Origin of the sequence: Salinarimonas rosea DSM 21201 (assembly GCF_000429045.1) — a bacterium.
GTDB classification, from domain to species: domain Bacteria; phylum Pseudomonadota; class Alphaproteobacteria; order Rhizobiales; family Beijerinckiaceae; genus Salinarimonas; species Salinarimonas rosea.
Genome location: NZ_AUBC01000026.1, coordinates 17092 through 35434, shown reverse-complemented (window position 1 = coordinate 35434; position 18343 = coordinate 17092). Strand labels below are relative to the sequence as shown.

The following is an 18343-nucleotide window of genomic DNA, read 5'->3' as shown; positions in this document are numbered from 1 at the left end:
ACGATTCGGTGGCAGGTTGGGCGCAATTGGGCGCGCGAATCGATCGCGCGGCCCGTGGGTGCGCGTTCGGAGACCATGGCGGACATCGCGGGGCAGAACGACAGGCGCGAGGCGGAGAGCGTCGCCGGCGAGGTCAAGCACCGCCGGCGCGTCGCGCAGGACGTGCGCGCCGCGCGCGAGAAGCTCACCTCGTCGTCGGGCCTGGAGCGCGCCTTCGAGACCGAGCTCGTGCGGCTGTTCGCGCAGTATCGCGTCGGCGCGGCGATCCCGCTCTACGTGCTCGCCGCCGCCATCGCGGGCGCGGCCACGACCTGGCTGCCGATGCATGCCGTTCTGATCTGGCTGGCGCTGACGCTGCTCGCCATGACGATCATGAACGTGCTCGCCCGCAACCATCTGCGCGCGAGCGAGGACGACGAGCGCACGCTGGGCGTCTGGCGGCGCGTCTTCGCCTGCGGCGAGATGCTCCACGGCGCCGCCTGGTCCTACCTCATCCAGCTGCTCGCGCAGGTCCCCTCCGAGGACATGCGGATCTTCGTGCTGTTCTGCGCGGTGATGGTCACGGCCGTCATCGCCACGCTCTCCGCGACGATTCCCGCCGCGGTCTACGCCGGTCTCGCGCCGCTGCTGCTGGTGGTCGGCCTCGCGACGCTCGGAGCGGCGGCGCCGCAGGCGCTGACGCTGGCGGTGATGATCGTCTCCGCGCAGGTGTTCTTCGTGCTGCTGGCCCGCCACCTCTACGCCAGCGCGGTCGCGACGCTGCTGTCGCGGGCGGAGAAGGACGCGCTCTTCGTGGAGCTCGAGCAGGCCAAGGCCAATTCCGACGAGGCGCGCCGGCGCGCGGAGGAGGCGAACCTCGCCAAGTCGCGCTTCCTCGCCACCATGTCCCACGAGCTGCGCACCCCGCTCAACGCCATCCTCGGCTTCTCGGAGGTGATGAAGGGCGAGGTGTTCGGTCCGCACGCGTCGGACTCCTACAAGGAGTATTCCTCCGACATCCACGCGTCGGGCCAGCACCTCCTCAACCTGATCAACGAGATCCTCGACCTCTCGCGCATCGAGGCCGGGCGCTACGAGCTCAACGAGGAGGCGATCGCGCTCGCCCACGTCATCGACGACTGCGCCCACATGATGAACCTGCGCGCCAAGGCGAAGGGCCAGACGATCCGCAGCTTCGTCGACGAATCGCTGCCGCGGATCTGGGCGGACGAGCGGGCCATCCGGCAGGTCGTGCTCAACGTGCTCTCGAACGCGATCAAGTTCACGCCGCAGGGCGGCGAGATCGTCATCAAGGTGGGCTGGACCTCCTCGGGCGGGCAATACGTCTCGATCAAGGACACCGGGCCCGGGATCCCGGAGGAGGAGATCCCGGTCGTGATGTCCTCGTTCGGCCGCGGCACCTGGGCGATCAAGACCGCGGAGCAGGGCTCGGGCCTGGGGCTCCCCATCGTCAAGGGCCTCGTCGACCTCCACGGCGGCGGCTTCCAGCTGCGCTCCAAGCCCCGCGAGGGCACCGAGGTGATCGTCACCCTCCCCGCCTCGCGCGTGATGAACGCGCTGCCCCCGGTGGCGCAGGAGAAGAAGAGCGCGGCGTGAGGGGTGGGCTCTCGGTGGCGTGAGGCGGGACCCGACATCCGCGCCCACGCTTCCTCCCCGGAGGGGAGGAGTCCGCGCCTCGGCGCGGGCGGTGGGGCCGTCGAACGACGAGGCAGCCGCCGTCATCGAACCGTCGCCGCACCGCAACGCGGCCGACATGCGGGCTCCGTAACGAGAGGCACCCCGCCGCGGCGCATCCGCGCCCGCGCGGGGGTTTCCTCAACGACACGGAGCCCAGCCATGCGTGCTCTTCTCGCGCTCTCCCTCTCCGCTTCCCTCCTCGCCCTGACGGCCGCCGGCGCGCGCGCCGCCGAGCGCGTCGAGGCGACGCTCGTCGGCCAGGCGATCCTGCCGGCCGACACCGTCGTCGCGGCACCCGCCGATGCGCCGGCGGACCTGCGGGTCTCCGGCAAGTTCGCCGGCCCGGGCAACGCCCGCACCGAGACGCTCGGCGCCATCGCCGGCACCTCCTTCGCGCATCCGTCGAGCGCGCCGCGCCCGACCGGCTACGCGCTTCCCATCGAGGGCCAGCCGCTGCAGGGCCTCTCGGGCATCAGTTCGATGGGCGACGGCACCTATTGGGCGCTGTCCGACAACGGCTTCGGCTCGAAGGCGAACTCCCCCGACGCCATGCTGATGCTCCACCACCTGCGCCCGGACTTCGAGACCGGCGCGATCGAGGTCGTCGAGACGGTCTTCCTCGCCGACCCGAACCGCGCCGTCCCCTTCCGCATCGCCAACGAGGCGACGGAGAGCCGCTACCTCACCGGGTCGGACTTCGACATCGAGTCGATCCAGCCGGTGGCGGACGGCTTCTGGATCGGCGACGAGTTCGGGCCCTACGTCCTGAAGCTGGATCGCTCCGGCGCCGTCGAGCAGGTGATCGAGACCGAGATCGACGGCGCCGTCGCGCGCTCGCCCGACCACCCGAACGTCCTCGTGCCGGCGACGCCGGACGGCGCGGCGCAGTTCGTCGTGCGCCGCTCGCGCGGCTACGAGGGCATGGCGATCGCCCCCGACGGCTCGGTGCTCTACCCGCTGCTCGAAGGCCCGGTGTGGGATGCGGAGGCGAATGCCTGGGAGCAGGTCGACGGGCGCACCGCGCTGCGCATCCTCGAGCTCTCCACCCGGACGGGGGAATGGACCGGCCGCTCCTGGTTCTACCCGCTCGAGGACGCCTCCCATGCGATCGGCGACTTCAACATGATCGACGCGGATTCCGCGCTCGTGATCGAGCGCGACGGCGGCGAGGGCACCGGCCCCGACATCTGCCCGGAGGGCGCCCCGCACGCCGACTGCTACGGCACGCCCGCGCGCTTCAAGCGCGTCTACCGCATCGACTTCGGCGCGCCGGGCGAGGCGGTCGAGAAGGTCGCGTGGATCGACCTGCTCGACATCGCCGACCCCGAGGGCGTCGCGCTGCAGGGCACCGTCGAGGGCGTGTTCGGCTTCCCGTTCGTGACGATCGAGGACGTGGACGTGGTCGACGCCGAGCACATCGTGGTCGGCAACGACAACAACTTCCCCTACTCGGCCGCCCGCGGGCCGCAGGTCCAGGACGACAACGAGCTCGTCCTCCTGCACGCCCCCGGCCTGCTGGTCGAGTGACACCTCGACTCCCCGCGCGGACGATCCCGCGCGGGGATCCCTCCCGCCCCGTCGGGGCGGGGACGATCCGCGGAGCGGATCAGGGGCGGGGCCACCCGGCTCGACGCGTCCAGTTTCGGCTTAGCCGGCGCGCCTGCGGCGCACCCGCTCCGTCTCGTCGGCTTCGCGCCGATCCACCTCCCCCGATGGGGGAGGAGCGAGGACCCGCACCTTCTCCCGCCCCCTCGGGGCGGGGACGATCCGCGCAGCGGATCAGGGGCGGGGTTCCTGGCTCGACGTCGACCCGCTACCGCGATGAAGACGAACTCAATGCCGGAAGATCTTCTGGACGATGCGGCCGATCGGCCCCGTCAGCTTCAGCGGCGCGTCGGTGACGGCGAAGCAGAAGCAGTCCTGGCCGGCGTCGGCCATCGGCTGGTGGTCGACGTCCATGTCGGCGATGGCGATGTCGCCGCGCCGGTAGTGGCCGTGGATGTCGGAGAACGCGCCCTTCAGCACCAGCGTGTATTCCGAGCCCTCGTGGGTGTGCGACGGGATCTTGCGGCCGCCGCGAATCCAGTAGAGCGTCGCCTCGCCGTCCTCGTTGTCGGTGACGCGGTATTCCTTCACGCCGGGCAGCAGCGTGCGCCAGGGCGTGGCGGCGAGGCTCGCGCCGAGGAAGCGCGCGAGCGGATAGGGCACGACGTCGTCCCCCATATAGACGTCCCCCGCCTCGCGCGGCGCGCACGCGCGGATCGGCTCCTCCCCCGCGGCGAAGATCGCGGCGAGCCGCGCGTCCCGGTCCGCCAGCGGGGCCGGCTCGAGCCGCTCGATCTCGCTCGCGCTCGCCGTCTCGAGCAGGGAGACGAAGCGTCGGCTCTCGGGACGGATGGCCAGATGCGTCGCCACGAGCGTGTGCAGCGGCGCGCTCAGCATACCGCGCGCGTAGCCGGCGAGGAGCGTGTCGAGCGGTTGTTCGTGCGTCTGCCCGGTGGGAGTCACTGCATTCACCTCGAGCGGCCGAGACATCCATGACGCCGCGTCGCTTCGATGTACGCGACCGATCCACGCCCGGATCAACGCGACGATCGAGATTTCGTCATCCCGGACAATGAATTACCGCCCGTCGGGGCGGAATACGTAGATTATCGGAGGGATTCGCGCAAGAGCGGGCGCCGCGCGTCGATCCGGCTTGCGGCAGCGGCCGATCCGTGGTTCGGACGGCGCCTCACGAGAGAGGACCGTACCACCTTGGGCGACATCGCCGTGCTCGCGGCACTCGCGCTCTCCGCCTTCACCTCGGCGACGCTTCTGCCGGGAACGTCCGAGGCCGCGCTCGTGGGCGTGCTCGCGCTCGGCGAGGCGGCGGCATGGCTCGCCGTGACCGTCGCGACCGTCGCCAACGTCGCCGGCTCGCTGGTGAACTGGGGGATCGGCCGCTTCCTCCTGCGCTTCCGCGACCACCCGCGCTTCCCCGTCTCGCCCGAGCGCTACGCGCGCACCGAGGCGCTCTACCGGCGCTGGGGGGTCGCCTCGCTGCTCCTGTCGTGGACGCCCATCGTCGGGGATCCGCTCACCGTGGTCGCGGGGGTGATGCGCACCCCGCTCGTCGTGTTCCTGCCGCTCGTCGTCGTGGCGAAAGGCGCGCGCTACGTCGTCGTGGCGCTCGTGGGGCTCGGGCTCATGTGAGACGTGCGCCCGCGGGCATGGCGCGGCACGCGGCGGTCCGCTACAGATCGCCGCGAGACATCCCGACCCGCGGCACGCGAGAGGCTCGCCGATGACCTTCGTCTTTCCCGCCCCCGAGACGCCGGCGATTCCCGTCGCCGGCACGCGCGCGCTCTTTCCCGTACGCCGGGTCTATTGCGTCGGGCGCAACTACGCCGCCCACGCCCGCGAGATGGGCCACGACCCGGACCGCGAGCCGCCCTTCTTCTTCATGAAGCCGGCGGACGCGCTCCAGCCCGTTCCGGCGGACGCGATCGCCGAGCACGCCTACCCGCAGATGACCCAGAACTACCATTTCGAGGTCGAGCTCGTCTGCGCCCTGTCCCGCGGCGGGCGCGACGTCACGATCGAGGAGGCGCTCGATCTCGTCTTCGGCTACGCCGTCGGCCTCGACATGACCCGGCGCGACCTGCAGGACGAGGCGAAGGGCCTGCGCCGCCCGTGGGCGCTCGCGAAGGGCGCGGACTTCTCCGGCCCGATCGGCCCGATCCACCCGGTCTCGCAGGTCGGCCATCTCGCGAAGGGCGAGATCCGGCTCGAGGTGGACGGCGTGGCGCGCCAGACCGGCGACCTCGCCGACATGATCTGGTCGGTGGCCGAGCAGATCGCCTACCTGTCGCGCTACAACGAGCTGTTCGCCGGCGACGTGATCTTCACCGGCACGCCCGACGGCGTCGGCCCGGTCTCCCGCGGGGAGACGATGCGGGCCGCCATCGCCGGGCTCGGGGCGATCACGCTGCAGGTGGTCTGAGACGCGGCCCGAGCGTCGGCGTGACGCTCACGCCTGCATCGCCCCCGCGGCGCGGCGCATGATCACGCGGGGCAGGAAACGGTTGAGCTCCATCACGAGCTTGTTGCGCGCCCCGGGCGTCGAGACCGCATGGCCGGCGCGGTAGGCCTCGACGCCGATTCGCGCCACCTTCGCGGCGTTCATCCGCCCGCTGCGGAACATCCGCGAGCCCTCCATGCCGGCGCGCGCGCCGAATTCGCTCTCGGTCGCGCCGGGGCACAGCGCCGTGACCGTCACGCCGAAGGGCTTGGCTTCCTCGTGCAGCGCCTCCGACAGCGAGAGCACGTAGGCCTTGGTCGCGTAGTACACCGCCATGTGCGGCCCCGCCTGGAAGGCCGCGAGCGAGGAGACGTTGAGGATCCCGCCCTGCCCGCGCTTGATCAGGTCCGGCAGGAACAGCCGCGAGAGCCGCGTCAGCGACGACACGTTGAGATCGATCATCGCCATCTGCTCCTCGAGCCCGAGGTCGACGAAGTCGCCGCGCAGGCCGAAGCCCGCATTGTTGACGAGCGTGTGGACGACGAGCCCCTTCTCGGCCACCGCCGCGTGCAGCTCTCCCGGGGCCTCGGGCCGCGCGAGGTCGAGCTCGATCACCTCGACAGCGCCGCGGTCCGCGCGGGTCAGCTCGGCGGCGAGCGCCTCGAGCTTCTCGCGCCGGCGCGCCACGAGGACGAGGTTGTGCCCGATCGACGAGAACTGGCGCGCGATCTCCGCGCCGATTCCGCTCGAGGCTCCCGTGACGATGGTCCAGCGCGTGTACGGCATCGGCTCGCATCTCCCTCTTTCCCGCGGTGCAATAGCGAAACGTAGAGCCTCGCGGCGCGCCTGCCAATGCGACGCGCGACGCAGCGGTTCCGGCATCGCTGCTGCAACGCCCCTGCTTCGCCGGCTCGGCGACCCTTCCCACCGGGAGGTGCTTGGTCTATAGACCCCACACATCGCGATCCTGGCCGCTCCGCGCGGCCGGGCCGCTCGGCACGAGGCTCACGCGTTCGCGCGCGGGCCTCTTTTCATGATGTGCGGGCGGCCCTTTCGAGCACGAGACCGTCATGCCCAAACGCACCGATATCTCCTCGATCCTCATCATCGGCGCGGGGCCGATCATCATCGGCCAAGCCTGCGAGTTCGACTATTCGGGCACGCAGGCGGTCAAGGCGCTCAAGGAGGAGGGCTACCGGATCGTCCTGGTGAACTCCAACCCGGCGACGATCATGACCGATCCGGAGCTGGCGGACCGCACCTACGTCGAGCCGATCACGCCCGAGATCGTCGCCAGGATCATCGAGAAGGAGCGCCCCGATGCGCTGCTCCCGACCATGGGCGGCCAGACCGCGCTCAACTGCGCGCTCTCGCTCCAGCAGATGGGCGTGCTCGACAAGTTCGGCGTGGAGATGATCGGGGCCAAGGCGGAGGCGATCGACAAGGCCGAGGACCGCCAGCTCTTCCGCGAGGCGATGGCGAAGATCGGGCTCGAGACGCCCGCCTCGCGGCTCGCCAATGCCTCCGCGCTCAAGAAGAAGTACAAGGACCAGCACCGCGCCGAGCTTGCCCGCATCGAGGCGATGGACATCGCTGCGGACGAGAAGGCCCGCCTCGTCGCCGAGTTCGAGCGCGGCTGGGCCGCAGCCGACATCGAGCGGCGCAAGCGCACGATCGAGTACGCGCTCGGCGAGGCGCTGATGGCGCTGGCCGAGATCGGGCTCCCCGCCATCATCCGCCCGTCCTTCACGCTCGGCGGCACCGGCGGCGGCATCGCCTACAACCGCGAGGAGTTCCTCGACATCGTCGAGCGCGGGCTCGACGCCTCGCCGACCGGCGAGGTGCTGATCGAGGAGAGCGTGCTCGGCTGGAAGGAGTACGAGATGGAGGTGGTCCGCGATCGGGCGGACAACTGCATCATCATCTGCTCGATCGAGAACATCGATCCGATGGGCGTGCACACGGGCGATTCGATCACGGTCGCACCGGCGCTGACGCTCACCGACAAGGAATACCAGATCATGCGCGACGCCTCGATCGCGGTGCTCCGCGAGATCGGCGTCGAGACCGGCGGGTCGAACGTCCAGTTCGCCATCAACCCGGCGAACGGGCGCATGGTCGTGATCGAGATGAACCCGCGCGTCTCGCGCTCCTCGGCGCTGGCCTCGAAGGCGACGGGCTTCCCGATCGCCAAGGTCGCGGCGAAGCTCGCGGTGGGCTACACGCTCGACGAGATCGCCAACGACATCACCGGCGGCGCGACGCCGGCCTCCTTCGAGCCGACGATCGACTACGTCGTCACCAAGATCCCGCGCTTCGCCTTCGAGAAGTTCCCGGGCGCCGAGCCGACGCTCACCACCGCGATGAAGTCGGTCGGCGAGGCGATGGCGATCGGCCGCTCCTTCCCCGAGAGCCTGCAGAAGGCGCTGCGCTCGCTCGAGACCGGGCTCACCGGCCTCGACGAGATCGAGATCGAGGGTATCGGCAAGGGCGACGACGAGAACGCCATCAAGGCCGCGCTCGGCACGCCCACGCCCGACCGCCTGCTCAAGGTCGCCCAGGCGCTGCGGCTCGGCACGTCGATCGAGGACGTCCACGCCTCGTGCATGATCGACCCGTGGTTCCTCGAGCACCTCGAGGACATCGTCGAGACCGAGGCGAAGGTCCGCACGCTCGGCCTGCCGACGACGCCCGGCGCGCTGCGCCGGCTCAAGGCGATGGGCTTCTCGGACGCGCGCCTCGCGGTCCTCGCGAACCTCGAGGAGGGCGAGGTGACGGCGCGGCGCCGGGCGCTCGGCGTGCGCCCGGTCTTCAAGCGCATCGACACCTGCGCGGCCGAGTTCGCCTCCCCCACCGCCTACATGTACTCGACCTACGAGGCGCCCTTCGGGGCCGCGCCGGTCGACGAGGCGCAGCCGAGCGACCGGACCAAGGTCGTCATTCTCGGCGGCGGGCCCAACCGCATCGGGCAGGGCATCGAGTTCGACTATTGCTGCTGCCACGCCTGCTTCGCGCTCGGCGACGCCGGGTACGAGACGATCATGATCAACTGCAACCCGGAGACCGTCTCGACGGACTACGACACGTCCGATCGGCTCTATTTCGAGCCGCTCACCGCCGAGGACGTGCTCGAGATCCTCGAGACGGAGCGCGGGGCCGGGCGGCTCCACGGCGTGATCGTGCAGTTCGGCGGCCAGACGCCGCTCAAGCTCGCCCGCGCGCTCGAGGAGGCCGACGTGCCGATCCTCGGCACCTCGCCCGACATGATCGACCTCGCCGAGGACCGCGACCGCTTCAAGCGCCTGCTCGACAAGCTCGGCCTGAAGCAGCCCAAGAACGGCATCGCCTACTCCGTCGAGCAGTCCCGGCTGATCGTCCAGGATCTCGGCCTGCCCTTCGTGGTGCGCCCCTCCTACGTGCTCGGCGGGCGCGCGATGGCGATCATCCGCGACGAGGCGCAGTTCGAGGACTACCTGCTCGGCACCCTGCCCTCGCTGATTCCCTCCGACGTCAAGGCGCGCTACCCCAACGACAAGACGGGGCAGATCAACACGGTGCTGGGCAAGAACCCGCTCCTGTTCGACCGCTACCTCACCGACGCGACCGAGATCGACGTCGACGCCGTCTGCGACGGCAAGGACGTCTTCATCGCCGGCATCATGGAGCACATCGAGGAGGCGGGCATCCACTCGGGCGATTCGGCCTGCTCGCTGCCGCCGCGCACCCTCTCCGACGAGACCGTGGCCGAGCTCGAGCGGCAGACGAGGGCGCTCGCGCTCGCGCTGGACGTCGGCGGGCTGATGAACGTGCAGTACGCCATCAAGGACGGCACGATCTACGTTCTCGAGGTCAACCCGCGTGCCTCGCGCACGGTGCCCTTCGTCGCCAAGGTGATCGGCGAGCCCATCGCCAAGATCGCCTCGCGCATCATGGCGGGCGAGCCGCTGGCCGGCTTCGGGCTCGGCGAGCGCGCGGCGCCGCGCGAGCACATCGCGGTGAAGGAGGCGGTCTTCCCCTTCGCCCGCTTCCCCGGCGTCGACGTGCTGCTCGGGCCGGAGATGCGCTCGACCGGCGAGGTCATCGGCCTCGACCACTCCTTCGGCATCGCCTTCCTGAAGAGCCAGTTCGGCTCGGGCACGATGCTGCCGAGGGCGGGCACCGTCTTCGTCTCCGTGCGCGACGAGGACAAGCCGGGAATCCTGCCGGCCGTGCGCATGCTCGCCGGCCACGGCTTCACGATTCTCGCGACCACCGGGACGCAGCGCTTCCTCGCCGCCGAGGGCGTGCAGGCCAAGCGCGTCAACAAGGTGCTGGAAGGTCGCCCGCACATCGTCGATTCGATCAAGAACGGCGACGTCCACCTCGTGTTCAACACGAGCGCGGGCGCGGGGGCGCTCTCCGATTCCCGGTCGCTGCGCCGGGCGGCCCTCTTGCATAAGGTGCCGTACTACACCACTCTCGCAGGAGCGATCGCGGCCGCGGCGGGCATCGAGGCCTATCTCGGCGGCGATCTCGAAGTGCGGGCGCTGCAGGACTATTTCGCCTGAAGCGCACCCCGCGCCCGGACACCCGGCGCGCGGATCCCGCCCCATCCCCAACCGCCTCAGCGCGGAGCGCCCGGCCAGGCCGCTCCGCGCTCTGGCTTTTTCGCGTCGGTGAGACAAGACATGGACAAGGTCCCGATCACGGCCCCGGGCTACAGGAAGCTCGAGGAGGAGCTCAAGCAGCGTCAGCAGGTCGAGCGCCAGCGGATCATCCAGGCGATCGCCGAGGCGCGCGCGCTCGGCGACCTCTCCGAGAACGCGGAGTATCACGCGGCCAAGGAAGCGCAGTCCCACAACGAGGGCCGCATCCTCGAGCTCGAGAGCCTGATCTCCCGCGCCGAGGTGATCGAGCCGTCGAAGCTCAACGGCGATCGCGTCAAGTTCGGCGCGACCGTGAAGCTCATCGACGAGGACACCGAGGAGGAGAAGACCTACCAGATCGTCGGCGAGCCGGAAGCGGACGTCCATTCCGGCCGGGTGTCGATCGGCTCGCCGATCGCCCGCGCCCTGATCGGCAAGACCGTGGGCGACACCGTCGAGGTCCATACGCCCGGCGGCGGCAAGTCCTACGAGGTGATGAGCGTCGAGTTCCGCTGATCGCGGTGGCGCCTTCGCGGCGCCACCGAACCCCGCGCCCGGTGCGGGGTTGAGCCTCCCGACGAACGCCGCGCGCGTGCCCCGCATGCGCCCGGCGACACCAGGAGGAAGACGTCATGACCGCCCGCCCGCATCTCGCCGCGCTGCCGAAGGTCGTGCTCCATGCCCTCGTGGCGCTCGTCGTGGCCTTCGCTGTGCTCGCCGGCCCGGCCACCGCTCAGCCCGCCGTGCTGATCGGCGAGATCCGGGTCGACGCGTCGCCGCTGCGGGCGAAGGGCGTGGGCAACTACGCCGACCTGCTCGAGGCCAGCCTGCAGCGCGCGCTGGAGGATCGCTTCGCCGGCCGGCTCGGCGCGGGCGGATCGCGGCTGACCGTCGTGCTCGATCGCTTCGAGCTGCGGGGCTACGGCTCGGGCGAGACCGACGACGGGCCGCTGGGCTTCGGCATCCCGGGCGCGGGCTCGCTCGCCGCCGACGAGCTCGCCGGCACCGCGACCCTGAGCGACGGCGGCCGCGTGCTCGCCCGCGAGCCGCTGCGCGTCGCGCTTCCGCCCGGCCAGTCCGGCCCCTGGCAGTCGGCAGACTTCGAGCGGCGTCGCGCCGTCGCTCTCGCGGAGAGCTTCGCCGGGTGGCTCGCGCGGCGGCTGTGAGGCGTCAGCTCGCGCGCCGCAGCCGCACGACGGGATGCGCACGCCCCTGGTCGTCCGTCTCCCGCCGCCCCGTCTCGACGAAGCCGAGCCGCACGTAGAATGCCAGCGCACCCGCGTTCGCCTCGTAGACCTCGACGTCGAGCGCGCCCTTGCGCGAGGCGGCGTCCAGCACGAGCGCCCGACCGACACCGCCCCCGTGCCGCGTGGGATCGACGAACAGGCCGCCGATGAAGGCGTCGAGAAGCGCCACGAAGCCGACGACCCGCCCGTCCTCCTCCGCGACGACGATCTCGGCCTTCGGCAGGTAGACGTCGCGCACGAGCACCGCGTCGGCCTCGAGCGCCGCCTCCTCGAGGAAGGGGTGCCCTGCGCGCGACGCGTCCCGCCAGATCGAGAGGCAGGCGTCGGCGTCGCGGGCGGGATCGTAGCGGCGAAGCAGCATCGGTAATCCTCGTGCGGCGGCATCGGATGCGCCGCCGACGCCCGTGTACCCCTCGCGTGTCTCTGAATCTACTGCTTCCGCTCGCCGGACCACCCCGCCGCCGCGCGCTCCACCGCGGCATCGGCCGAGCCCTCGCGGCCGGCCTCCTCGGGCCTCGCGCCGAAATGCATCTCGCCGCCCTCGCGGGAGGGGCGCTCGAGGGCCTCGCCGACTGCGTCGAGGTCGCTGGCGCCGGGCGCCGGCGACCGCCCGCCCTCGGCCTCGTCCGCCTGTCCCCGCTTCGCGCCGACGCCCGACGGATCGGTGGCGTCCTCGCCGGCCGCGGCGGGATCGGCGCGGTTCTGCGGCGTGAGCCGCGGGCGCGCGGCGTCGTCGACGGGCGTCGTCGCGTCCCGCTCCATCGCCTGCGCCGCGGCGTGGCGTGCGGTGTCGTCGTCGGTGGTCCGGTCGGGCATGCTCGCCTCCTCGTTGGGAGAGGGGCGAACGCGACGGGATGGATGGGGTTCGACCGCGCGTCGCGCATGCACGACGCCCTCGGGGACCGCATGGCGAGGCCCGCGCCGAGAGTGCCGGGGCACCGCCGCCTCCCGTGCGCCCCGGCGCAGGCCGAGGCGCCGGAGAGCCGCTCGCAGGCACGGCGAACCGCAAGCGTGCCGCGCACCCGAATCGCAGCGCCCATTCGCCCCGTATTATTCATCTGTTTACCACGATCGCCGAGCATGCTCGCGCCATGACCAAGCGATATCCCCTCCCCCGCGCCGTCTCCCGCGCCCTCCCGCGCACGCTGCGCGCGTGCCTCGCCCTCGCAGCCGCCGCCGGAGCGGCGCTGTCCGTCCCCGCCCCGGCACAGGCGAGCTACGCCTCCTGCGTCGCGGATCTGCGCGGAAAGGCCGCCCGCGAGGGCGTCTCCGGCGCGACCTTCGATCGCGCGCTCGCGGGCGTCCAGCCGGACATGAGCCTGCTCGAGCTGCTCGACCGCCAGCCGGAGTTCCGCACGCCGATCTGGGACTACGTCGCCGGCCTCGTCGACGAGGAGCGCGTCGAGGACGGCAGGCGCGCCATGGCGCAATACCCCAACGCGCTCGCGGCCGCCCAGGAGCGCTGGGGCGTCGATCGCCACGTGATCGCGGCGATCTGGGGCGTCGAGTCGAACTACGGCCGCAACATGGGCAAGCGCCCGCTGCTGCAGTCGCTCTCCACCCTCTCCTGCTTCGGCCGGCGCCAGAGCTTCTTCCGCGGCGAGCTGTTCGCCACGCTGAAGATCCTGGAGCGCGGCGAGATCCCCGTCGAGCAGCTCACCGGCTCGTGGGCCGGCGCCTTCGGGCAGACGCAGTTCATCCCCTCGACCTACCAGCGCATCGCGGTCGACTTCGACGGCGACGGGCGGCGCGACATCGTCGGCTCGACGGTGGACGCGCTCGGCTCGACGGCGAACTATCTCGCCCGCTCGAACTGGCAGTCCGGTGAGCCCTGGGGCTACGAGGTGCGGCTGCCCGCCGGCTTCCCCGAGAGCCGCACCGGACGGCGCAACAAGCGGGCGCTCTCGGATTTCGCCGGCATGGGCGTGCGGCGCGTCGACGGCGGCGCGCTGACGGGGCCGGGCCAGGCGGCGATCCTCGCGCCGGCGGGCACGAACGGGCCGGCCTGGGTCGTGTTCCGGAACTTCGACGCGATCTACTCCTACAACCAGGCGGAGTCCTACGCGCTCGCCATCGCGCTCCTGTCGGACCGGCTCGCCGGCCGGCCGGGAATCCAGACGCCCTGGCCGACGAACGATCCGCCGCTGTCGCGCGAGGAGCGGCGCGAGGTGCAGGTCCAGCTGCTGCGCCGAGGCTACGCCATCGGCGATGTCGACGGCATCATCGGCTCGAAAACCCGCGAGGCGATCAAGGAGATGCAGTCGCGGCTCGGGCAGGAGCCCACCGGCCGGGCCGGACGCCGCTTCCTCGACGCGCTGCGCGCGGGCGGCTGAGACGCGGCAGCGGCCGCGCTCAGCGCGACCGCTCGATGGCGCGCGCGACGACGGCGCGCACGTCCGGATCGCGCAGGAAGAGGTCGTGGTTGAGGACACCCGAGCCGAACTCCGAGGCGTCCGCCACGCGCACGCCGAGCCCCACGAGCCGCTCGCGATCCGCCGCGCCCGCCCGCACGACGCCGCCGGCGAGGCGGCGCGAGAGCGCGAGCGCGCGGTCGTTCTGCGCGGAGATGACGGTGATCCGCTGCGCGTCCACCCCGAGCCGCTCCACGCCCTGGGCGAACAGGTCGATGTCGACGTCCGGCGAGGCCAGCACCACGGCGCCGATCCGCGCCATGGCGGCATCGCCCCCGCTGTCGCGCACGAAGCGCAGCGTCTCGAGCGTCAGCAGCGAGCCCATGGAATGGGCGACGATGTGCACCCGCCCGCCGCTCCCGCTGCGCGCGAGCGTGAGGATCAGCTCCTCCAGCGCGTCTCGCGACCACAGCGCGCTCTCGCGGTCGTAGCCGTAGTCGAACGTCGCGCCGCCGGACGGCCAGGTGAACAGCCCGCTCGCGCCGCGAAAGCCGATGCCCGCGGCGAGCTCCGCGGCGCCGGAGGCCGCCGTCTCGAAGGTCTCGCGATAGCCGTGGACGTAGAGGAGCACGTCGCGCCCCACCGCCGCGCGGGCGAAGGCCTCGGCCGGCTCGGCGCTCACGACGGGCCCGACGCCGACGACGCCCCAGCGCGCGTCGAAGGGCGAGAGCGTGGCGAGCACGCCCTCGCTCGGCGGCGCGAGCGTGGCCTGGGCGAAGGCGAGCCCCGCCCCGCGCTCGGCCGCGAAGAACGGCGCCTTGCCCGGGTCGGCGGCGGGTGCACGCGTCGTCGCCACGAGCAGGGTCTGCGACCCGGCCCCCGTCGCGTTCGGAGCCGACGCGCCGGCCAGGTTGCAGGCGCCGAGCGCGAGCGCGAGGCCCAGCGCGGCGATCCGCGTCGCGAGGCGCTGCGGCCGCGAGGCACGCCGTTCGGGAGCAGTCGTCGGGGAGGTCATGGTGCGGCGGCCGATGGGTACGCGGGGACACGCGCGCTCACTGCGCCGCGATCGTGGCGAGGGTGCGGCCGTCGCGGGGCCGGTCAGGCCAGCGCAGGCGCCCGCTGCGGGTGGGCGGCGGGCTCGGTCGAGATCTCGTGCCACCAGGTCCAGCATTCGGTCTCCACCGCGGCCATGACCGGGCGCGAGGAGGGGAAGCGCCTATCCGTGTTGAATGCGTCGCGCAGGAGCGCGAGCCGCGCATTCGCGGCGTTGCGCTGGTCCTCGGAGCCGACCTCGAGCACGTAGAGCAGGCGCGCGAAGATCTCGCGGCTGGGGGCGCGGGCCGCCATGCTCAAGCCTCCTGCGGGAAGTTGCAGAGGTACTGCGCGGTGATGTCGTCCGCGTTGCGCGCGGACCAGGCCCCGTAGCCGGCGGCGATGGTCGCCGGCGGGACGTTCTGCGGCGGCGCGAAGACCTGCTGCACCGGCACATCGGCGACGAGCGGCGCCCGGCGCGGCGGCTCGGCCCCCTGCGGCGAGAGCGCCTGCGGCGGCTGCCGGGGCGAGAGCACCTGCCGGACCTCGGCATCCAACGGCTGCTCGCCGGGCAGCCGCGGGCTCCCCGCGTAGCCCGGGACGGCGATCCCGAGCGGACTGAACAGCTTGTCGTTGGTCATCGCACTACAATGCTCTTCGTGCATCGAGAATAGAATAACGAATAAACCAAACAGTACCAATATGCAAGACGAGACAGTCGAGTAAGACGTCGGCACGCGTGAATAATACGAACGAATACCGAAAGGGTTTCGCGCATGCCGCGCGCGAGGCGTTCATCCACGAGGACGGCCTGTACGGGTCTCGCGCTCCGGCCCCCGACGCGCTAACTCGGGCGGCAGTGCCGCGTTCGGCGGCGAAGGAGACGCGCGCCATGGCTGCCGCGGACAAGCCCGCTCTCGACATCGCGCGCCTGGAGGCCAAGCTCCTGGCCGGGGACCGCGCGGCGCTCGCCCGGTCGATCACGCTCGTCGAATCGAAGCGCGCCGACCGCCGCGCCGCCGCCGCGACCCTGCTCGATTCGTTGCTGCCCCGCACCGGCGGCGCCGTGCGGGTGGGAATCACCGGCGTACCCGGCGTCGGCAAGTCGACCCTGATCGACGCGCTCGGCACGATGCTGACCGCGCGCGGCCATCGGCTGGCGGTGCTCGCGGTCGACCCGAGCTCCTCGCGCACCGGGGGCTCGATCCTCGGCGACAAGACGCGCATGGCGCGGCTCGCCGTCGATCCGAACGCCTTCGTGCGCCCCTCCCCCTCCTCGGGCACGCTCGGCGGCGTGGCCGCACGCACGCGTGAGACAATGCTCCTGTGCGAGGCCGCGGGCTTCGACGTGGTCCTGGTCGAGACGGTGGGCGTCGGCCAATCCGAGACGGCGGTGGCGGACCTCACCGACTTCTTCCTCGTGCTGATGCTGCCGGGCGCCGGCGACGAGCTCCAGGGCATCAAGAAGGGTGTGCTCGAGATTGCCGACATGATCGCCGTCAACAAGGCCGAGGAGGACAACGCGACGCGTGCCCGCCGGGCAGCGGCGGAATACCGCACGGCGCTCTCCATCCTCGCCCCGGCCTCGGCCGTGTGGACGCCCCCCGTCGTCACCTGCTCGGGCCTGTCCGGCGCGGGGCTCGACGACCTGTGGGCGCGAATCCTCGACCATCGCGCCCGCCACGAGGCGAAGGGCCTTCTCGCCGAGCGGCGCCGGCGGCAGGACGTGAAGTGGATGTGGGCGCTCGTCGACGAGCGCCTGCGCGCCCGTCTCACGGGCGATTCGCAGACGCGCAACCTTCTGGCGCGGCTCGAGCGAGCCGTCGGAGCCGGCGAGACCTCGCCCACGGCGGCCGCCGAGGAGGTGGCGCGTCACCTCGGCCTCTGACCGCGCGCCTTCCCACGGCCGAGTTAACCGGAGATTCGAGAAGATCGTCTAGGACGGAACTCCGAGGACACCCCGGGGGAGTACACGACGATGCTGGACGAGCTGGCGCGCCTATCGACGGATGCGTCATCGGAGGGGCGGCGGCGACTCCTCAACGCGGTCACGGATCTCTTCCTGCACGATTCGGCGCCGAGCGAAGGGGCGCAGGAGCACTTCTCCGACATCGCCAACCGCTCGCTCGAGAAGATGGACACCCCCGACCGCAAGGACTACGCGGACCGTGTCGCCGCGGAGCCGCAGCTCCCGCGCGCGGTCGCCACGACGCTCGCCGCCGATCCCGACGCCGACGTCGCGCGGCTCGTGCTCAAGCTCTCCCCCGTCCTCACCGACGCCGACCTCGCGGCGATCGCGGTGACGCATTCGCAGGCCCATCTCCACGCCATCGCCGAGCGCGCGACGCTGTCCGAGAACGTCACCGAGATCCTGGTCGATCGCGGCGACAAGCAGGTGCTGCGCACCGTCTCCGGCAACGAGGGCGCCGCCTTCTCCGACCGCGGCTTCGAGAAGCTCGTCCAGCGCGGCGGGCGCGACGCCGCCGTGCGCCAGAACCTCGAGAGCCGGCGCGAGAACCTGCCCGTCTCGCAGGCGCGTCGCGTCCTCCAGATCGCCGCGCAGGTGGCGCAGAAGCCCGACGCCGGCCATCAGGTGGAGATCATCTCCGGCGAGGCGCCCAAGCGCGTCGTGCGCGAGGCACGCGAGCGCCGGCTGGAGCTCAAGCTGCTGATCGCCGACCTCAAGGACGGGCGGCGCACGATCGACGACGTCGTCTCGATCCTCGCCCGCGACGACCGGGCCTTCGACCTCGCGCAGGTGATCTCGACCTTCTCCGAAATCCCCAACGCCCAGGCCCTGCGCGCGCTGCTGCAGCCGGAGACGTCGGGCATCGCGGTCGCCTGCAAGGCGCTCGGCCTCGGCGCGGAGGCCTTCCGCAAGGTGCTCGAGCTGCGGACGCAGCGGCTCGGCCTGCTCGAGGCCAACATCGACGCGGACGTCACGGGCTACGCGACGCTGCCGGCCGACACGTCCGAGAGGGCGATGCGGTTCCTGAAGATGCGCGCGAAGGTGTCCTGACGAGCGCTCAGCCGACGACGTAGCCGATGCCGCCCAGCAGCACGCGACCGGCGGCGAGGCTCCAGAATCCGGCGATGCAGGTGGCGATCATCACGAAGGGGATCGGCCGGCGCTCGAAGCGGCGACCGCGCAGCGTGTTGCGCAGGATGATGAAGGGCGCGGAGAAGGCGAGCATGGGCAGGCTCGCGAGCGCCACGACCCCGCCGCGCTCGAGCAGCGAGAAGCTGGCCCGGCGGTGCGTGACGAGCTCGAAGGCGCTCGCCAGCAGGCCCGCGAACGCGAAGCCCACCACGAGCGCGTTCAGGCTGGACACCGTCCAAGGATCGAGGCTCACATCGAGGCCCATGGGCTCCTCCGGCGCGCGGCCCCTCCCGAGCCGGCGCAGCGAT

The 18343-nt window shown here is 71.8% G+C and carries 18 protein-coding genes; 10 read left to right on the top strand and 8 right to left on the bottom strand.

Annotation, left to right across the window (positions count from 1 at the left end; translation table 11 throughout):
• Nucleotides 1–75 precede the first annotated feature (75 nt).
• Both G407_RS0117720 and G407_RS0117715 read left to right on the top strand, forming a co-directional pair.
• Nucleotides 76–1596 carry a sensor histidine kinase gene (locus G407_RS0117720; RefSeq protein WP_029031903.1) on the top strand — a complete coding sequence of 507 codons (1521 nt, stop codon included), beginning with the start codon at nucleotides 76–78 and terminating at the stop codon, nucleotides 1594–1596.
• Between the two features lie 240 nt (nucleotides 1597–1836).
• Nucleotides 1837–3204: an esterase-like activity of phytase family protein gene (locus tag G407_RS0117715; RefSeq protein WP_029031902.1), complete on the top strand. Its 1368-nt coding sequence runs from the start codon at nucleotides 1837–1839 to the stop codon at nucleotides 3202–3204.
• Between the two features lie 306 nt (nucleotides 3205–3510).
• Here G407_RS0117715 and G407_RS0117710 read toward each other — a convergent pair whose 3' ends face one another.
• On the bottom strand, nucleotides 3511–4185 hold the full coding sequence (locus G407_RS0117710; protein ID WP_029031901.1) for a ChrR family anti-sigma-E factor: 675 nt from the start codon (nucleotides 4183–4185) through the stop codon (nucleotides 3511–3513).
• A gap of 249 nt (nucleotides 4186–4434) precedes the next feature.
• On the opposite strand from G407_RS0117710, the gene G407_RS0117705 reads away from it, so the two are divergent.
• Together G407_RS0117705 and G407_RS0117700 are read left to right on the top strand one after the other, a co-directional pair.
• Nucleotides 4435–4872, top strand: coding sequence for a YqaA family protein (locus tag G407_RS0117705; protein WP_029031900.1), 438 nt, complete (start codon nucleotides 4435–4437; stop codon nucleotides 4870–4872).
• Between the two features lie 91 nt (nucleotides 4873–4963).
• Complete coding sequence (locus tag G407_RS0117700) at nucleotides 4964–5662, top strand: fumarylacetoacetate hydrolase family protein (RefSeq protein WP_029031899.1); 699 nt, start codon at nucleotides 4964–4966, stop codon at nucleotides 5660–5662.
• Between the two features lie 27 nt (nucleotides 5663–5689).
• Here G407_RS0117700 and G407_RS0117695 read toward each other — a convergent pair whose 3' ends face one another.
• Nucleotides 5690–6466, bottom strand: a complete 777-nt coding sequence (locus G407_RS0117695) for an SDR family NAD(P)-dependent oxidoreductase (protein WP_029031898.1) — start codon at nucleotides 6464–6466, stop codon at nucleotides 5690–5692.
• A 284-nt stretch (nucleotides 6467–6750) separates the two neighbouring features.
• Here G407_RS0117695 and carB point away from each other — a divergent pair, with 284 nt between their 5' ends.
• The 3 genes from carB (at nucleotide 6751) to G407_RS0117680 (ending at nucleotide 11471) form a co-directional block, all read left to right on the top strand.
• Entirely contained in the window at nucleotides 6751–10227 is a 3477-nt protein-coding gene (gene carB, locus G407_RS0117690; protein WP_029031897.1) for a carbamoyl-phosphate synthase large subunit, read from the top strand.
• Nucleotides 10228–10347: 120 nt separating this feature from the next.
• Nucleotides 10348–10821, top strand: coding sequence for a transcription elongation factor GreA (gene greA / locus G407_RS0117685; protein WP_029031896.1), 474 nt, complete (start codon nucleotides 10348–10350; stop codon nucleotides 10819–10821).
• Between the two features lie 116 nt (nucleotides 10822–10937).
• Nucleotides 10938–11471 carry a hypothetical protein gene (locus tag G407_RS0117680; RefSeq protein WP_052341527.1) on the top strand — a complete coding sequence of 178 codons (534 nt, stop codon included), beginning with the start codon at nucleotides 10938–10940 and terminating at the stop codon, nucleotides 11469–11471.
• Between the two features lie 4 nt (nucleotides 11472–11475).
• On the opposite strand, the gene G407_RS0117675 is transcribed toward G407_RS0117680, so the two are convergent.
• Nucleotides 11476–11913: a GNAT family N-acetyltransferase gene (locus tag G407_RS0117675; protein WP_029031894.1), complete on the bottom strand. Its 438-nt coding sequence runs from the start codon at nucleotides 11911–11913 to the stop codon at nucleotides 11476–11478.
• Nucleotides 11914–11981: 68 nt separating this feature from the next.
• Nucleotides 11982–12368 carry a hypothetical protein gene (locus G407_RS28445; protein WP_043540117.1) on the bottom strand — a complete coding sequence of 129 codons (387 nt, stop codon included), beginning with the start codon at nucleotides 12366–12368 and terminating at the stop codon, nucleotides 11982–11984.
• A 275-nt stretch (nucleotides 12369–12643) separates the two neighbouring features.
• On the opposite strand from G407_RS28445, the gene G407_RS0117665 reads away from it, so the two are divergent.
• Nucleotides 12644–13885, top strand: a complete 1242-nt coding sequence (locus G407_RS0117665; RefSeq protein WP_029031893.1) for a lytic murein transglycosylase — start codon at nucleotides 12644–12646, stop codon at nucleotides 13883–13885.
• A gap of 19 nt (nucleotides 13886–13904) precedes the next feature.
• Here the strand turns inward: G407_RS0117665 and G407_RS0117660 are convergent, their stop codons facing one another.
• The 3 genes from G407_RS0117660 to G407_RS0117650 all read right to left on the bottom strand — a co-directional run bounded on the left by G407_RS0117660 (nucleotide 13905) and on the right by G407_RS0117650 (nucleotide 15576).
• Nucleotides 13905–14918 (bottom strand): alpha/beta hydrolase, encoded by a 1014-nt coding sequence (locus G407_RS0117660; RefSeq protein WP_029031892.1) that lies wholly within the window; start codon nucleotides 14916–14918, stop codon nucleotides 13905–13907.
• Nucleotides 14919–15001: 83 nt separating this feature from the next.
• Nucleotides 15002–15250, bottom strand: a complete 249-nt coding sequence (locus tag G407_RS0117655) for a hypothetical protein (protein WP_029031891.1) — start codon at nucleotides 15248–15250, stop codon at nucleotides 15002–15004.
• A gap of 2 nt (nucleotides 15251–15252) precedes the next feature.
• On the bottom strand, nucleotides 15253–15576 hold the full coding sequence (locus tag G407_RS0117650) for a hypothetical protein (protein ID WP_029031890.1): 324 nt from the start codon (nucleotides 15574–15576) through the stop codon (nucleotides 15253–15255).
• 251 nt (nucleotides 15577–15827) lie between these two features.
• On the opposite strand from G407_RS0117650, the gene meaB reads away from it, so the two are divergent.
• Together meaB and G407_RS28440 are read left to right on the top strand one after the other, a co-directional pair.
• Nucleotides 15828–16823, top strand: a complete 996-nt coding sequence (gene meaB / locus G407_RS0117645) for a methylmalonyl Co-A mutase-associated GTPase MeaB (protein ID WP_029031889.1) — start codon at nucleotides 15828–15830, stop codon at nucleotides 16821–16823.
• Between the two features lie 90 nt (nucleotides 16824–16913).
• Complete coding sequence (locus G407_RS28440) at nucleotides 16914–17954, top strand: DUF2336 domain-containing protein (RefSeq protein ID WP_043540116.1); 1041 nt, start codon at nucleotides 16914–16916, stop codon at nucleotides 17952–17954.
• A 7-nt stretch (nucleotides 17955–17961) separates the two neighbouring features.
• Here G407_RS28440 and G407_RS0117635 read toward each other — a convergent pair whose 3' ends face one another.
• Nucleotides 17962–18288, bottom strand: a complete 327-nt coding sequence (locus G407_RS0117635) for a DUF6949 family protein (protein WP_029031888.1) — start codon at nucleotides 18286–18288, stop codon at nucleotides 17962–17964.
• Nucleotides 18289–18343 lie beyond the last annotated feature (55 nt).

Coding starts and splice junctions, on each gene's coding strand:
- G407_RS0117720 (WP_029031903.1), top strand. CDS start 76: ATGGCGGACATCGCGGGGCAGAACGACAGGCGCGAGGCGGAGAGCGTC.
- G407_RS0117715 (WP_029031902.1), top strand. CDS start 1,837: ATGCGTGCTCTTCTCGCGCTCTCCCTCTCCGCTTCCCTCCTCGCCCTG.
- G407_RS0117700 (WP_029031899.1), top strand. CDS start 4,964: ATGACCTTCGTCTTTCCCGCCCCCGAGACGCCGGCGATTCCCGTCGCC.
- G407_RS0117695 (WP_029031898.1), bottom strand. CDS start 6,466: ATGCCGTACACGCGCTGGACCATCGTCACGGGAGCCTCGAGCGGAATC.
- carB (WP_029031897.1), top strand. CDS start 6,751: ATGCCCAAACGCACCGATATCTCCTCGATCCTCATCATCGGCGCGGGG.
- greA (WP_029031896.1), top strand. CDS start 10,348: ATGGACAAGGTCCCGATCACGGCCCCGGGCTACAGGAAGCTCGAGGAG.
- G407_RS0117680 (WP_052341527.1), top strand. CDS start 10,938: ATGACCGCCCGCCCGCATCTCGCCGCGCTGCCGAAGGTCGTGCTCCAT.
- G407_RS0117675 (WP_029031894.1), bottom strand. CDS start 11,913: ATGCTGCTTCGCCGCTACGATCCCGCCCGCGACGCCGACGCCTGCCTC.
- G407_RS28445 (WP_043540117.1), bottom strand. CDS start 12,368: ATGCCCGACCGGACCACCGACGACGACACCGCACGCCACGCCGCGGCG.
- G407_RS0117665 (WP_029031893.1), top strand. CDS start 12,644: ATGACCAAGCGATATCCCCTCCCCCGCGCCGTCTCCCGCGCCCTCCCG.
- G407_RS0117660 (WP_029031892.1), bottom strand. CDS start 14,918: ATGACCTCCCCGACGACTGCTCCCGAACGGCGTGCCTCGCGGCCGCAG.
- G407_RS0117655 (WP_029031891.1), bottom strand. CDS start 15,250: ATGGCGGCCCGCGCCCCCAGCCGCGAGATCTTCGCGCGCCTGCTCTAC.
- G407_RS0117650 (WP_029031890.1), bottom strand. CDS start 15,576: ATGACCAACGACAAGCTGTTCAGTCCGCTCGGGATCGCCGTCCCGGGC.
- meaB (WP_029031889.1), top strand. CDS start 15,828: ATGGCTGCCGCGGACAAGCCCGCTCTCGACATCGCGCGCCTGGAGGCC.
- G407_RS28440 (WP_043540116.1), top strand. CDS start 16,914: ATGCTGGACGAGCTGGCGCGCCTATCGACGGATGCGTCATCGGAGGGG.